Annotated in this window: 11 protein-coding genes and 1 pseudogene; 9 read left to right on the top strand and 3 right to left on the bottom strand. The window is 70.3% G+C overall.

Going from position 1 to position 14,409, the window contains the following annotated elements:
- Positions 1 to 36 precede the first annotated feature (36 nt).
- Positions 37 to 294 (top strand): hypothetical protein, encoded by a 258-nt coding sequence (locus ACZ62B_RS18565; RefSeq protein WP_468880790.1) that lies wholly within the window; start codon positions 37 to 39, stop codon positions 292 to 294.
- A 10-nt stretch (positions 295 to 304) separates the two neighbouring features.
- Here the strand turns inward: ACZ62B_RS18565 and ACZ62B_RS18560 are convergent, their stop codons facing one another.
- Complete coding sequence (locus ACZ62B_RS18560) at positions 305 to 1,732, bottom strand: non-reducing end alpha-L-arabinofuranosidase family hydrolase (protein WP_344569325.1); 1,428 nt, start codon at positions 1,730 to 1,732, stop codon at positions 305 to 307.
- Positions 1,733 to 2,458: 726 nt separating this feature from the next.
- Between ACZ62B_RS18560 and ACZ62B_RS18555 the strand changes: the two genes are divergently transcribed.
- Both ACZ62B_RS18555 and ACZ62B_RS18550 read left to right on the top strand, forming a co-directional pair.
- Positions 2,459 to 3,892: an endo-1,4-beta-xylanase gene (locus tag ACZ62B_RS18555; RefSeq protein WP_469691131.1), complete on the top strand. Its 1,434-nt coding sequence runs from the start codon at positions 2,459 to 2,461 to the stop codon at positions 3,890 to 3,892.
- Positions 3,893 to 4,249: 357 nt separating this feature from the next.
- Positions 4,250 to 6,013 (top strand): lysyl oxidase family protein, encoded by a 1,764-nt coding sequence (locus ACZ62B_RS18550; protein WP_468721588.1) that lies wholly within the window; start codon positions 4,250 to 4,252, stop codon positions 6,011 to 6,013.
- 97 nt (positions 6,014 to 6,110) lie between these two features.
- On the opposite strand, the gene ACZ62B_RS18545 is transcribed toward ACZ62B_RS18550, so the two are convergent.
- Both ACZ62B_RS18545 and ACZ62B_RS18540 read right to left on the bottom strand, forming a co-directional pair.
- Entirely contained in the window at positions 6,111 to 7,232 is a 1,122-nt protein-coding gene (locus ACZ62B_RS18545; protein ID WP_344569319.1) for a Gfo/Idh/MocA family protein, read from the bottom strand.
- A gap of 160 nt (positions 7,233 to 7,392) precedes the next feature.
- Positions 7,393 to 8,472, bottom strand: coding sequence for an aldo/keto reductase (locus tag ACZ62B_RS18540; RefSeq protein WP_468721591.1), 1,080 nt, complete (start codon positions 8,470 to 8,472; stop codon positions 7,393 to 7,395).
- 104 nt (positions 8,473 to 8,576) lie between these two features.
- Between ACZ62B_RS18540 and ACZ62B_RS18535 the strand changes: the two genes are divergently transcribed.
- The 6 genes and pseudogenes from ACZ62B_RS18535 to ACZ62B_RS18510 form a co-directional block, all read left to right on the top strand.
- Positions 8,577 to 9,032 carry a MarR family winged helix-turn-helix transcriptional regulator gene (locus tag ACZ62B_RS18535; protein ID WP_344569313.1) on the top strand — a complete coding sequence of 152 codons (456 nt, stop codon included), beginning with the start codon at positions 8,577 to 8,579 and terminating at the stop codon, positions 9,030 to 9,032.
- Between the two features lie 312 nt (positions 9,033 to 9,344).
- Positions 9,345 to 10,589, top strand: a complete 1,245-nt coding sequence (locus ACZ62B_RS18530; RefSeq protein WP_469691127.1) for an FAD-dependent monooxygenase — start codon at positions 9,345 to 9,347, stop codon at positions 10,587 to 10,589.
- A gap of 277 nt (positions 10,590 to 10,866) precedes the next feature.
- Positions 10,867 to 11,451 (top strand): hypothetical protein, encoded by a 585-nt coding sequence (locus tag ACZ62B_RS18525; protein WP_468721594.1) that lies wholly within the window; start codon positions 10,867 to 10,869, stop codon positions 11,449 to 11,451.
- Between the two features lie 40 nt (positions 11,452 to 11,491).
- Positions 11,492 to 12,661, top strand: coding sequence for an inositol-3-phosphate synthase (locus ACZ62B_RS18520; RefSeq protein WP_468721596.1), 1,170 nt, complete (start codon positions 11,492 to 11,494; stop codon positions 12,659 to 12,661).
- Positions 12,658 to 13,512, top strand: coding sequence for an SCO3242 family prenyltransferase (locus ACZ62B_RS18515; RefSeq protein ID WP_468721598.1), 855 nt, complete (start codon positions 12,658 to 12,660; stop codon positions 13,510 to 13,512). Before ACZ62B_RS18520 ends, ACZ62B_RS18515 begins: the two co-directional genes overlap by 4 nt.
- Before the next feature lie 5 nt (positions 13,513 to 13,517).
- Positions 13,518 to 14,381: pseudogene (locus tag ACZ62B_RS18510) on the top strand (sugar phosphate isomerase/epimerase family protein); the annotation flags it as partial.
- Between the last annotated feature and the right edge of the window lie 28 nt (positions 14,382 to 14,409).

The raw sequence follows: 14,409 nt of genomic DNA, 5'->3' as shown, positions 1-14,409 counted from the left end.
GGGCGCAGGCCGCTTGGGCCCCGTCACCGTGATCCGGTGTTGAACGCGCGCTCGCCGGCGAAGGAACGGCCGCCCTCGGACGGTGCCGCTGATCCGCTCGACGAGGTCGAGGGCATGCGCCGGAGCGCGCCGCTCCTCCTCGTCCAGCGTTTCCTCCAGCGCGTCGGCGAGGACGCCGACGCGCTGACGGCGGTCCACGTCAAGCGTCTTCTTCTGGTGGCGCACTCCGCGGGCCGCCGCCGGGTCGGCCGTGGTCAGCGGAGCTCGAACCCGGGCTCCACGCCCCTGCCGTGAACCGGGAAGGTCAGCGCCGCAGGGTGAGGACGCCCGGCCGCCACGGCAGCCGGTTGTACTCGCCGCCCGCGTTCGGGTCCTTGCCCTGGTAGAGGAACTGCAGGTTGCAGGGGTCGATGGTCATGGTCTGGTCGGGGTTGTTGCGGACCAGGTCACCGTGGCTGATGTCGTTGGTCCAGGTGGCGCCGCTGTTGGCCTTGCCCGCGAAGGGGTTGCTCTCGGTGGCGGCCTGCGGGGTCCACGAGCCGTTCAGGCTGGAGGCCGTGAAGGAGCGGAAGTAGCGTCCGTTCGCGCCCATCGCCTCGACGATCATGAGGTACTGGTTCTGGCCCTTGACCTTGTAGACCTGTACGCCCTCGAAGAGGTTGGCCTTCGTGTCGCTCATGATCGTCGTGTACGACGAGCCGAAGTTGCCCGGGAAGTTCCCGATCGGCATGCTCGCCCGGTAGATCTTGCCGTTGTCACCGGCGAAGAACAGGTACATGTTCTGGCCGTCGGCGATCAGGGTCTGGTCGATCGGGCCGGTGTCGGAGCCGGAGATGCTGCCGGTGAACAGCGGCTGCGGGGAGGACCAGCCGTTGGGGTTGGTGGGGTCGCTCGACGTGCGGTAGATGAAGGGCCACGAACCCCACTGGTACGCCAGCACCCAGATGTTCTTGGGCGCGAAGTAGAACAGCGTGGGCGCCACCGCGGCCTGGTTCATCCCGGTCTGGCCGGCCGACGCCATGTCCGACCAGTTCGTGAAGGGGCTGAACATCATCGAGCCGTACGACGATCCCGAGAAGTTGGATGCGTAGACCAGGTGCTTGCCGTTGTGCGTCACGGTGGTGAAGTCCTTCACCGCGGCCCACCCGTTCGCCGGCTGCGCCAGGACACCCGTGGACGACCAGCGGTACGTCGACGGAAGGGCGCACGTGTCGTCGGGCGGCGTCGTCCCGGACAGGCCGGTCCACTTCTGGTTGCCGCCGCCGTTGCACGTCCACAGCTGTACCGCCGTGCCGTTGGCCGTGCCGTTGTCCTTCACGTCGAGGCACAGCCCGGACTCCACGCCGACGATTGTGCCGTCGGAGTTGACCCGCCACTGCTGGTTCGCACCGCCGCTGCAGCTCCAGATCTGCACCCGGGTGCCGGCCGTGGTGGCGTGGCCCGGAACGTCCAGGCACTTGTCGCCGTACACGGTCAACTGGTTGGCGTCCGTCAGCGTCCACTGCTGGTTGGTCCCGCCCCAGCAGTCGTAGATCTGCAGGTAGGTGCCGTCGGTCTGGTCGGCGCCCAGCACATCGAGACACCGGTTCGAAGCGACACCGCGCAAGGCGCCACTGGTGGCCGCCTGAGCCGGGGTGGTGGCGACGAGCAGCGCCGCCAACGCGGCCAGGGCCGCGACCACGGCGGCGAGCGCCGCGGACGGATGCCTGCGGCTCAAACTTCCTCTGTGCATGGGGACTTCCTCAACCTTGAGTAGGCGGTTCCGGCCGGCCTCGTCAGAGGGTGTCCGGACTGTCGGTGTGGAGCGGTGCCGGCCGCGGAGGGCGACGACACATGATTGGCGGGGTCATGACACATATATGCGTCACGGCCCCTTGCGGTCCGCGCTCGGGCGGCGCGACGGGGAGTCGGCCTGCCGTGCGATGAAGCGATTCGATGCGTTCGTGATATCGAACACAGGTCGAAGGATCGAGCAACCTGAATGATAGAGAGCCGGTGAGTGGCGTCAATAGCTCTCGCATGTATCGCCATCGGCGCCGAAACGTTCATGGGAATCCGGACCCGGGACATCGCACGTCACGCCGACAAACGACCGAGCCGCCGATCGACGTCCGCCACGCGACCCGTCGACCCGCCGGCCGCGCCGCACAGGGTTGGCGGGATCCATCACCCTTCGGGGCCAGGGCGCGAAGGCTCGCCGTCCGCCCCCACCGGAATTCCGAAAGTTTCGAATGATCAACAGAAACTTTTCCTGCGGAAGCATTGACGATGCATCGTCAACACCTCAATCATTCCTGTCTGAGAAACCGGCTACAGCTCGATATGTCGAACAGTCCCGGCCTCGGACCATCCGTGCTGCGCGGGCTCCGGCCCGCCCCGTCCGTCCGCCGAAGGGGAGCGGACGACGCAATCCCCTGCGCTTCGGTCCTTCCATGATGTCTACCTTGGAGGCACAGTCATGGGCTCCTACGCCCTTCCCAGATCCGTTGCCCGCCGGAAGATCCGCGGCCTGCTGCTGGCGCTGGTCGTCGGCGTCCTCGGCGCGGCCACCGCACTGGTCGCGCCGCCGGCCGCACACGCCGCCGAGAGCACGCTCGGCGCGGCGGCGGCGCAGAGCGGCCGCTACTTCGGTGTCGCCATCGCCTCGGGCAGACTGGGCGACTCGGCCTACACGTCGATCGCGAACCGCGAGTTCAACTCGGTGACGGCCGAGAACGAGATGAAGATCGACGCCACCGAACCGCAGCGGGGCCAGTTCAACTTCAGCGCCGCCGACCGCGTCTACAACTGGGCGGTGCAGAACGGCAAGGAGGTGCGCGGTCACACCCTGGCCTGGCACTCCCAGCAGCCCGGCTGGATGCAGAGCCTCAGCGGCAGCCAGCTGCGCCAGGCGATGATCGACCACATCAACGGCGTGATGGCCCACTACAAGGGCAAGATCGCGCAGTGGGACGTCGTGAACGAGGCCTTCGCCGACGGCAGTTCGGGAGCCCGGCGGGACTCCAACCTGCAGCGCACCGGCAACGACTGGATCGAGGTCGCCTTCCGCACCGCGCGCGCCGCCGACCCGTCCGCCAAGCTCTGCTACAACGACTACAACGTCGAGAACTGGACCTGGGCCAAGACCCAGGCCATGTACAACATGGTGCGGGACTTCAAGCAGCGCGGTGTGCCGATCGACTGCGTCGGCTTCCAGTCGCACTTCAACAGCGGCAGCCCCTACAACAGCAACTTCCGCACCACCCTGCAGAACTTTGCCGCCCTCGGCGTCGACGTGGCCGTCACCGAACTCGACATCCAGGGCGCCTCGCCCACGACCTACGCCAACGTGGTCAACGACTGCCTGGCCGTCTCCCGCTGCCTCGGCGTCACCGTCTGGGGTGTGCGCGACATGGACTCCTGGCGATCGGGGGACACGCCGCTGCTGTTCAACAACGACGGCAGCAAGAAGCCCGCGTACACCGCCGTCCTCAACGCGCTCAACGGCGGCGACACCTCGGAGCCCCCCACGGACGGCAACACGATCAAGGGCGTCGGCTCGGGCCGCTGTCTGGACGTGCCCAACGCCGGCACGAGCGACGGCACCCAGGTCCAGCTGTGGGACTGCCACGGCAACAGCAACCAGCAGTGGACGTACACCGACGCCGGTGAGCTCCGGGTCTACGGCGACAAGTGCCTGGACGCCGCCGGCACCGGCAACGGCGCCAAGGTCCAGATCTACAGCTGCTGGGGCGGCGACAACCAGAAGTGGCGCCTGAACTCCGACGGATCCATCGTCGGCGTCCAGTCCGGCCTCTGCCTCGACGCCGTCGGGGCCGGCACCGCCAACGGCACCCTGATCCAGCTCTACTCCTGCTCGAACGGCAGCAACCAGCGCTGGACCCGCGCCTGACAAGGCCTGCCAAGCAGGGATCGCCGATGCCCGCGAGGGTCGCCGCCGTGATGGCGGCGGCCCTCGCGGCCGGTCACGCCGCCGGCGCGGCACGGGTGCGAGCGCCCGCCCGGTGCACCGGCCTCCGTCAGCGCCGGAGCCTCGCCGGTGTCCGGCGGATCCCCTACGGACGTGAGACAAGTACGGCTCCTGGTGGACGCTTTTCGGACAACTGGGAGCGGCAGGGTGAGCGGAGCCAACCCGGAGGGTGTCCGGCTCCCTCTCATGGTCCGAACACAGCGGCCCCGTAAGTCAGTTGGGGTCGCAGTGTTCATCCAGATCCCATGACGCACTCCACAGCCGGAAGCACGAGGACCGATGACCAGACTCCCGCAGGGCCGCACCAGCCGCCTGACCCGCCCCTCCTTCGCCGTCGCCGCGGCCATCGCCGTGACCGCGGGCGTCGTCGCCGCCGCGCCCGACGCGAAGACCGCGGAGCCGACGCCGAAACTCAGCCTGATCGCCGCATCCACCTCGGTCACACTCGACTCGTGGACGGAGGACCCGGGGGTCTACCTCGACCTCGGGACGTACCTCACCTCCGAGAACGGCGCCTTCGAACTCAAGGTGACCCGCAAGTCGTACAAGGACCCGGTCGTCGCCCAGCAGGTCCTCCGGAACGGGAAGAAGACCCGGACCAAGGCACTCCCCGCCGGACTCGTGAACGACTTCGCCGGGCTGCCGGACTTCACCCGGATCACCCTCACCGACGCGGCCGGCTCGACGGTGCTGGAGAGGACCGAGACGTTCTGCCCCAACAACGCCTCCGGGCGGATCCGGCCGGACGCCCCCGCCAACTCGAAGTATCCGGAGAGCTGCCCGACGAACCCCTTCACCCTCGGTTCGGTGTGGGGTGTCGAGAACGGCTGGGCGTCCAACACCTACTCCGCGTACTACACCGCGCCGGTCCAGCTGAAGCCCGGCACCTACACCGCCGAGATCAACGTGACCGAGAAGTACCGCGACCTCTTCGGCATCGCCGACGAGCCGCAGACCGTCAAGGTGGTCGTACGCGAACGCAGCTGGGAGGAGTCCGCGGGCTCCGCCTCCGGCGGCTCGGCGAAGACCACCGCCTCCGGGCACGGTGCGCACGCGCAGCACGGGGCCCACGCGGGGCACAGCACGCACGCGGGGCACGGGGCCGGCGCGGACACCCCGGCCCCCGGCGCCGCGACGAGCGGCGCCGGCCCCTCGTACAACGCCGGCCACGGCCCCTACCCGTCGGCTCCGCCCGCCCTGCCGTGGGCACTGAAGCGGAAGTCCCTGGGGAAGCAGGCCGTCGCGGCCGCCGAGACCGGTGACGGTTCCGGGCAGACCGACGGTTCGCGGCAGGCGCCGGGCGCCCGGCCCGCCGCGGAGCGGCCCGCCGGCAAGGCGTCCGTGCCCGACGTCCCGAAGCCCGACCTGCGCTCGCTGCCCGCGTTCGGCATCACCGTCAGCGACGGCTACGAGGAGGTGCCCGGCAAGGACTACCTCGCCTTCAGCGCCAACGTGTGGAACGCGGGCCCGGCCAAGCTGGTGGTGGACGGCTTCCGTTCCCCGGGCAAGGAGGTGATGGACGCCTACCAGTACTTCTACGACGCCGACGGCAAGCAGGTCGGGTACACCCCGACCGGCGGCATGGAGTGGGATCCGCGTCCCGGCCACGAGCACTGGCACTTCCTGGACTTCGCCAGTTACCGGCTGCTGACGGCCGACCGGAAGGAGACGGTGCGCAGCGGCAAGGAGGCGTTCTGCCTGGCCAACACCGACGCCGTCGACTACACCGTGAAGAACGCCGACTGGCACCCGGGAAACACGGACCTGTCCACCGCGTGCGGCTACGAGAACTCCATCTCCGTCCGTGAGGTGCTCGACGTCGGCTCCGGCGACACCTACACCCAGGACCTGCCCGGCCAGTCCTTCGACATCACGGACCTGCCGAACGGCACGTACTACATCCAGGTCCTCGCCAACCCGGAGAACCGGCTCAAGGAGACCGACCACAGCAACAACAGCGCGCTGCGGGAAGTCGTCCTGGGAGGCGAGAAGGGCGCCCGTACGGTGACGGTCCCCCCGCACCACCTGGTGGACGCCAACTGACCCGCCCGTGACGGCAGGGGCGGCTCCGGCCCTCGAAACGGACCGGAGCCGCTCCGGCGCACACGGGACCACCGGCGCCCGAGGCCCACACGTCCGGTCACGCTGCCGCGATGGCGGATGCGATGCTGCGGTGCCGGGCGACGCCGTGCGCGAAATCGGGTACGCGTGACGTGCCCTCCCGCAGGTCCTCCAGGAACTGCCGGTAGGCGTGGGCGACCGCGTAGGCCGACGCGTCGGCTCGGGGCTCCAGCCGCGGGACGCGGACATACGATTCCGGCACCGTCATGGGAGTGAGTGCGGTGGACGTTCCGCGGCCGCCCTCCAGGGTGAGCGGGCTGAGCTGTGGGTGGCCGATCGGGGCGGTGAGGACGAGGTCGCCCTCGGTGCCGTTGATCTCCCAGCGGAAGTTGGTCCCTCGGGACACGCCTCCGCGGTAGTGGAAGGTGGCCACCGCTCCGCCCGGCAGCCGTCCCGAGGCCACCACCTGGTCCGCGGCGGTCATCGGCACGGGCCGTCCGCTCTCGGTGTCCACGGCCGACGTACGCCTCGACACCAGTTGGATCCGCAGTTCCTCGGGCTCGCCCAGGACCGACGCGAGTCCGTCGAGAGCGTGGCTGAAGGGAATCGTCAGCAGAGTCGCGCCGTTCGCGGCGTCGAGCACGTAGTGGTCGCCGGGGCCGACCGTGGCGCCCCAAGCGCCGCCGGAGCCGACCACCGTCGTGGACAGCACCTCCCCCACATAGCCGTCGGCCACGAGATGCCGTGCGTGGGCGAGCGCCGGGTGCGACCGTGCCTGGAGTCCGACGACGGTCGGCACGGCGCGACCACGCGCCAACCGCGCCATCTCCTCGGCCTCCGCGAGCCCGTTGCCCAGCGGCCACTCGCACAGCACGCTCTTGCCGGCGCTCAGCGCCGTCCGCACCAGTTCCCGGTGGTGCGGCACCTTCACCGCCACGACCACCAGGTCCACCTCGTCGCAGGCCACCAGTTCGGCAGCCGTCCCGAAGGCACTGGGCACACCGTGTTTCTGTCCGGAGCGCTCCGCCGATTGCTTCGAACTCGCGCTCAGGGCCCTCAGCTCATAACCCGGGACGGCGCGCAGGGCGGGCAGGTGGGAGCGCTCCGCCCAGCCGCCGTGCGCCCCGAGCCCTATGATCCCCACTCCGATCGGCTTCCCGGACCGGGCCGACTCGGCAAGCAGTGACTCGGACGTGTTCATGGTTCGTCACCTGTTTCTTCGCGTGAAGGGCACGGACGTCACTCGCGGTGGCCATGGAGCGGATACGGAAGTGCCCCTCCACGTGCCCGGTTCATGAGAGGCGGGGTCGCGTGTCGAGCAGGCGCCCGCGCGGGAGATCCGCACCCGGTGGGTGCGGGGGTCAGCGGGTGATGCCGTGGACGGACGTGCAGGACACGGTGCTGTCGCGGGTGTCGTGGAACTTCCGGTTCGGCTTCGGGCCGCGCTCGCTGTCCAGCAGAGCCATGAGGGTTGCGGCGTAACGGGTTCCGGCCACCGCGCCGGCCGGGACGGCCTCGTCCATCCCGCCGAGGTCGGCCTCGGTCAGGGTGACCTCGGCCGCCGCCAGGGCCTCCTCGACACGGTGCGGTCGGCGGGCGCCCAGGACGGCCACGACGGTGCCGCGCTCACGGCCCCGTGCGATGACCCAGGCGGTGGCGAGCTGCGCGACGCTGATGCCGTGCGCGTCGGCGAGCGGTCGCAGCCGGTCGACCAGGGTGAGGTTCGTGGCGAGGTTGTCGGGGTGGAAGCGGGGCAGCCAGTGGGTGCGTGGGTCGCCTCCGGCGGGTTGTCGGTAGGTGCCGGTGAGCAGACCGTGTGCGAGGACCCCGTAAGCGGTGACGCCGATCCCCAGCTCGCGGCAGGTGTCCAGGATGCCGTTGGTCTCGGGGTCACGGCTGAACAGGGAGTATTCGATCTGTACGTCGCAGATCGGGTGCACGGCGTGGGCACGGCGGATGGTCTCCGGCCCCACCTCGGAGAGTCCGATGTGGCGTACGTATCCGGCCTGGACCAGTTCGGAGATCGCGCCGATCGTGTCCTCGATCGGGGTGTCGGGGGCGAGCCGGGAGGGGCGGTAGATGTCGATGTGGTCGGTGTCGAGGCGGCGCAGCGAGTAGGCGAGCGCGTTCTTCACGTGGGCGGGACGGCCCTCGATGCCGACGAAGTCTCCGTCGGGGCCGCGCAGGCCGCCGAACTTGACGCTCAGGAGCGCCTTTTCGCGATCGCTGTCGCGGAGGGCGCGGCGGATGAGGTCCTCGTTGTGTCCCATGCCGTAGAAGTCGGCGGTGTCGAGGAGGGTGACGCCGGCCGCGAGGGCCGCGTGGATCGTGGCGACGGCATCGGCCTCGTCAGCGGGTGCGGTGTGGTCGGACATACCGGCGCAGCCCAACGCGAGAGGGGCGACTCGTAAGCCGCCGGTTCCAAGGGTTCGGGTTCGCATGAATCCTTCTGCGGGGTGGAGTGGCGAGCGCGGCCGTCAGGGGCCGACGCAGCGGCAGGCGCCTGCTAGCGTTGACATCTCAACACTAGAAAGGGTGTGTTGATATGTCAACGTCGGACGCCGGGACTCCCGGGCCGGGCGAGGCACCGACCGAGGACGCACTGGATCCCGTCGCCCTCTGGTCCGCCTTCAAGCGCGCCCACGAGATCGTCCGAACCCGTGTGATCGCGGACGCCGCCGAGGCGGCGGGCCTCTCCGAGCCGGACCTGACGATCCTCGCCGCCCTGAACAAGGGCGGGGGGTCCCTGCGCCAGAGCGAGCTCGCCGCGTCGCTCGGCTGGGACCGCACCCGCGTCTCCCACCAGCTCACCCGCATGAGCAAGCGTCAGCTCGTCACCCGCGAACGCGCCGCCGGCGTCATCGTCGCCCTCACCGACACCGGACGCCAGGCCGTCACCGCCGTGCACCCCGGCCTCGACGCCGCGGTGCGCCGCCACTTCACCGACAAGCTCTCCGCGCAGGAGATCGAAACACTGAGCTCCGTTCTCCGCCGGCTGTAGCCGCCGGACCACGAAGCCGGCGAACCGCACGGGCACGATGGCCGTCGGGACCGACTGCCTCGACGACCAGGCCGTTGCCCTTCCCGCCGACCGCACAACCCACCACCGTGGCCAGCCGCAGCCTGACGGAGCGGGCGTACGGGGTGAGCGCGTCGGTGACCCGCCGTGCCGGCTCACGCGTCGGTACGAGCATCGGCCCCAGCGGCTGCCGGGCCCCGGCACCCCGTTCGGTCAGGAACCGGCCACGGCGAAGAAGGAATACCGCCGAAAAGGATTCGCGCCGTTCCGACGGGACAGGTCACTCTGATAAGAGTGCGCCGACGAGAGGATCTCGTCACGCCTTCAGAAAGGTGGATCGTGCCCCGAATAGCCATTGTGGGAGCAGGGATCGGCGGGCTGGCCGCAGCAGCCGAGTTGTCGCGTGCGGGATTCCAGGTGGATGTGTACGAACAAGCGCCGGAGTTGCGCGAGGTCGGTGTCGGTCTTCATCTGGGGCCGAATGGAAGCCGCATCCTGCACCGGATGGGACTGGCCGGACAACTGGACCGGGAAGGCGTCCGCCCGGACAGCCTCGAAATACGCGACTTCTCGGACGGAGGCACACTGGTGCGGCAGCCCATGGGCGCCTGCTGGGAAGAGGAGTTCGGAGCTCCGTATTACACGATTCGCCGTGCCGATCTGCACCGGATGCTCGTCGGCAGGGTTCCGGGGCGACATCTGCACCTGAACCGCCGGCTTGTCCGCTACGAGGAGCACGGCGGTACGGTGCTGCTGGAGTTCGCCGACGGGACCACGGCCGAAGCCGATGTGCTGGTCGGCGCCGACGGGATCCACTCGGTGGTCCGCAGGACGGTGGCCGGTCATGACGCCCCGGTGTTCTCCGGGAACCACGCCCTGCGCGGCACCGTCCCGGCCGCGGCCGTGCCGAGCCTGCCGCCCCGCACTCTGCTCGTCTGGCCCGGGCCGACGGCACGCCTGCTGCTGTCCCCCGACAGCGGGGGGCGGGAGTGGACGTTCGTCGGGGTCTTCGAGGGCTTCGAAGGCGTCGGACAGCAGGCCGAGTCCTGGAGTTCGCCCGGCGACCCCGAGGACCTGCAGAAGCTGTTCGGAGATTGGAATCCGCAGGTCAAGGAGGTCGTCTCGGCGGTGACCGAGGTCAACCGCTGGGCCCTGTACGACCGTGAGCCACTGCGGCGGTGGACCCGGGGCCCGGTGACCCTGCTCGGTGACGCGGCTCACCCGATGCTGCCCCACCACGGCCAGGGCGCCAGCCAGGCACTGGAGGACGCGGTCGCCCTGGCCCACGCCCTGCGTCACGGGCCGCGGGGCCTGGCGCGGTACGAGGCCGTCCGCAGGGCGCACACCACGCGTGTGCAACTCGGCTCGCGCGGCGGTGGCTCCTTGCGGATGTCCCGGGCGTCCTCGGGGCGGCAGGCACGGAAGGACGGCGGCCGGGCGATGTCCGGTCTCCTCGGTGACGTGGCCTGGATCCACCGCTACGACGTGGCGTCCGCCCTGGAGTCACCGGTCGAGGACTCACCTATAGAAAGCGTGTAGGACTTCCTCAAGAAGGCGATTGTACGTTCCTTTCGCAGCTCAGTTGCCGGTCGAAGAGGGGAACCGTTGCATGTCGCCACTGGAAATCAGCAGAAGGAACGCACTCCGCTCGTCCTTGGGTTTGGCCGCCGGCGTGGGGATATCGTCCTCCGGAATGGTGGCCGCGACCCCTGCGGCAGCCACTGGCCGACAGATCGTCACCGATTTCCCGGATGTCCCGGGAATGCATGGCGACCGGCGCGCCAACGAACTTTGGTATCAGTTCGACGAAGTGACCATGTACAAATCCAGCCGGGAGCTCACCGATGCCTACATAGCCATCGGGACACTCTTCGAGGGAGACATCGAGCGCAACGTCCTGGCGAAGTGGCAGACGCTCAGCAAGTCCCCGGAATACCCGGAGAATTACGCTCGGTTCGTCGCCCCGGTGAAAGACGCCTTCGCGGTCCTGTCCCGGGCGCAGCTCGACGTCTTCGACGCGTACTACCGAAAGCGGGGCTTCGGACTCGCCTCGGCGTTCATCGACTTCGGCCAGGGCGTGCTCTTCGATCCGCGCAGGGCGGACGTCCAGTCCGAGGTGCACTCGATGAACGGCAACCCTCCCAGGGGCTATCACACCTGGCACGCCTACATGCGCGCCATGATGCTGCTGGGTGTGGACGCGGAGCGCTGGGCGGTCATCGCCAGGTACAACGCCCTCGCCTGGGCCGTCCAGACGGTGGCGAAGCCGAACCTGCGCCAGGTCAATCCCCCGCTGCCGAAGGCCACGGTGGCACGGCTGTCGGCCGCCTGGCTCCCGCGCGACGCGCGGCGACTCGACGTGGACTTCCAGTCGTTCCCCTATCCCGAGCAGCGCTGGTGACCGGACCGTCCGTGGACATGATGAACGGGAGGCGGGGAGCATGACTCCGCGAACCGGTGTGTGGCTGGTCGGCGCGCGCGGCTCGGTGGCCACCACCACCGTGGTGGGGGCAGCGGCGCTGCGCGCCGGTCTGCTCCCCCCGACGGGCTGTGTGACCGCTCTGCCGTCCTTCGAAGGACTGCCGCTCCCGCGCTTCGACGAGCTGGTGTTCGGCGGCCACGACGTGGCGGAGACGGATCTGCCGAAGCGGGCGGAGCAACTGGTTCAGGCAGGCGTCGTCCCGGGCGGTCTGCCCGAGTCGCTGCGGGCGGACCTGCTCGCGGCCGACGCGCAGATCCGGCCCGGTGCGGAGGCCGCCGACTGCCGGGTACCGGGTGACGCCGTCGAGGCGCTGGCGGCCGACCTGGCGGACTTCCGCGAGCGCAACGGCCTGGACCGCGTCGTGGTGGTCAACGTCGCCACCACCGAGGCCCGCCCCCAAGCCCACCCGGCCCGGGCCTCATGGCGGGAACTGCGCCGGCAGTTGTGGCGCGAGGCACCCCCGGGCGAGGAACCGCTGCCCAGCAGCTCGCTGTACGCGTGCGCCGCGCTGCTGGCGGGGTGCCCCTACGTGGACTTCACTCCGTCGGCGGGCATCCGTGTCCCGGCTCTGGAGGAACTGGCCGTGCGGCAGCGGCTGCCGTACGCGGGCAGCGACGGCAAGACGGGCGAGACACTCGTCAAGTCGGCCCTGGCCCCGATGTTCGCCCACCGGGCCCTGCGGGTGAGCAGCTGGACGGGGACCAATCTCCTCGGTGGCGGAGACGGGGCCGCGCTAGCGAACCCGCAGCGTGCCGCCAGCAAGTCCGACAGCAAGGCGCGGGTGCTGCAGGAGGCCCTCGGCCACGCGGTGGACGGTGGGGTGCACATCCACCATGTGCCGCAGCTGGGCGAGTGGAAGACCGCCTGGGACCACATCACGTTCGACGGCTTCCTCGGTACCCGGATGACCATGCAGTTCACCTGGCAGGGCTGCGACTCCGCGCTGGCGGCCCCGCTGGTACTGGACCTCGCCAGGCTCATGGCCCTGGCCCATGCCGAGGGGGTGCACGGGCCCGTGGCGGAGCTGGCGTTCTTCTTCAAGGACCCGCTGGGCACGGAGGAACACGCCTTGGAGAGGCAGTTCCGTGCGCTCGTGGACTGGGCGCGCGGCCTCGGGGCCGCCCGATGAGATCCGGTGATCTGGCCCGCCTGGTCAGGGCCCCCGCCGCGCTCACCGTTCCGGGAGACGTACTGGCCGGGGCCGCCGCTTCGGGCCGGCCACCCCACCCGGCGACCCTGGTGACCGCCGCTTCCTCGGTCTGCCTGTACTGGGCGGGCATGGCGCTCAACGACTGGGCGGACCGGGACCTCGACGCCGGGGAGAGACCCGAGCGTCCCATCCCGTCCGGGCGGGTCACCCCCCAGGCCGCCCTCACCGTCGCCTGCGGGCTCACGGGCGCGGGGCTCTCGCTCGCCGCGCTGGCGCAGGGTCGGCGCGGCCTGACGACGGCGCTGCCGCTGACCGGTGTCGTCTGGCTGTACGACCTGGTGCTGAAGAACACCGCATGGGGTCCCGGGGGCATGGCCGCCGCCCGCATGCTGAACGTGCTCCGCGGAGCCGCGCGCGGGAAGGCGCTCCACGCGCTGCCCGCCGCGGCGGTCATCGGACTGCACACCTACGCGGTGACGCGGCTCAGTCGCCACGAGGTCGACGGCGGCCCGCGGTCCGCGCCCGCCGCCGCGCTCGCCGTGAGCGGCCTGATCGGCGTCGGCACGGCACTGACCGGCCGCCGGGACGGGCCCGCGGACCGGGAACTGCTCGCGCTGGCCTACGTCTGCTGCTGTGCACCGGCCCAGCTCGGCGCGGTGCGAACCCCCACGGCGTCCGCGGTACGGCGTGCCGTCGGCGCGGGCATCCACGCGCTGCTGCCCCTGCAGAGCGCTCTCATCGCCGGGTCCGGGTTCCGGAAGACGGCTCTGACGGTGGCCGCCGCCTGTCCGCCGGCCAGGCTGCTGACTCGGAAGGCGGCGGTGACATGAGCGGCATGGGCCCCGGGGCAGGACTGAAGTTCGGGTACGGCACGAACGGCTTCGGCGACCACTCGCTGGACGAGGCGCTCGGGGTGATCGCCGATCTGGGTTACGAGGGCGTGGGGCTGACCCTCGACCGGCGCCATCTGGATCCGTACGCCGACGACCTGGCCCGTCGCCTGCCGCAGATCGCGAAGCGGTTGGACGGGCTGGGTCTGGAGGTCGTCATCGAGACGGGTGGCCGGTATCTGCTCGACCCCTGGCGCAAACACCACCCGACGCTGCTGTCCGCCGAGGGAGCGGGGCGCCGGGTCGATCTGCTGTCCCGGGCCGTGCGGGTGGCCGCCGAACTCGGTGCGCCGGTGGTCTCGTTCTGGAGCGGTACCGCTCCGGAAGGGGAACGGGAGGCAGTCCTGTGGGACCGGCTGAGGACCGGCTGTGACCGTGTCCTCGTGGAGGCCGAGCGCCACGGGATCACGCTGGGCCTCGAACCGGAACCGGGCATGTTCATCGACACCCTCGACCGCTTCGACGAGTTGCACGCCGGACTCGGTGCACCCGAACGGCTCGGCCTCACCCTCGACATCGGGCACTGCCGGTGTCTGGAGCCGCAGTCGGTGCCCGAGTGCGTGCGACGGGCGGCCCCGCGGCTGGTGAACGTGCAGATCGAGGACATGCGACGGGGCGCCCACGAGCACCTGGAGTTCGGCGAGGGCGAGATCGACTTCCCGCCCGTCCTGTCCGAACTGCACGACGTCGGATACCGGGGCCTGGTCTGCGTCGAGTTGCCACGCCACAGCCACGCCGCCCCCTACAGCGCCCGCCGCTCGTTGGACTTCCTGCGGGCCGCGGCACCACCGGCCTCCGGTCTCGCCGCCGGGCTGCCCGCCCCCGCGGCCCAGTGGC

It is taken from the genome of Streptomyces sp. NPDC053426 (genome assembly GCF_055585405.1).
The sequence above is the reverse complement of the archived record's forward strand: the minus strand, read 5'-3'. Positions and strand labels throughout refer to the sequence as shown.

Bases quoted from the DNA above. Each gene is read 5' to 3' on its own strand.
- ACZ62B_RS18525 (WP_468721594.1), top strand. From the start codon at position 10,867: ATGTACAAATCCAGCCGGGAGCTCACCGATGCCTACATAGCCATCGGG.
- ACZ62B_RS18555 (WP_469691131.1), top strand. From the start codon at position 2,459: ATGGGCTCCTACGCCCTTCCCAGATCCGTTGCCCGCCGGAAGATCCGC.
- ACZ62B_RS18515 (WP_468721598.1), top strand. From the start codon at position 12,658: ATGAGATCCGGTGATCTGGCCCGCCTGGTCAGGGCCCCCGCCGCGCTC.
- ACZ62B_RS18535 (WP_344569313.1), top strand. From the start codon at position 8,577: ATGTCAACGTCGGACGCCGGGACTCCCGGGCCGGGCGAGGCACCGACC.
- ACZ62B_RS18540 (WP_468721591.1), bottom strand. From the start codon at position 8,472: ATGCGAACCCGAACCCTTGGAACCGGCGGCTTACGAGTCGCCCCTCTC.
- ACZ62B_RS18545 (WP_344569319.1), bottom strand. From the start codon at position 7,232: ATGAACACGTCCGAGTCACTGCTTGCCGAGTCGGCCCGGTCCGGGAAG.
- ACZ62B_RS18520 (WP_468721596.1), top strand. From the start codon at position 11,492: ATGACTCCGCGAACCGGTGTGTGGCTGGTCGGCGCGCGCGGCTCGGTG.
- ACZ62B_RS18550 (WP_468721588.1), top strand. From the start codon at position 4,250: ATGACCAGACTCCCGCAGGGCCGCACCAGCCGCCTGACCCGCCCCTCC.
- ACZ62B_RS18560 (WP_344569325.1), bottom strand. From the start codon at position 1,732: ATGCACAGAGGAAGTTTGAGCCGCAGGCATCCGTCCGCGGCGCTCGCC.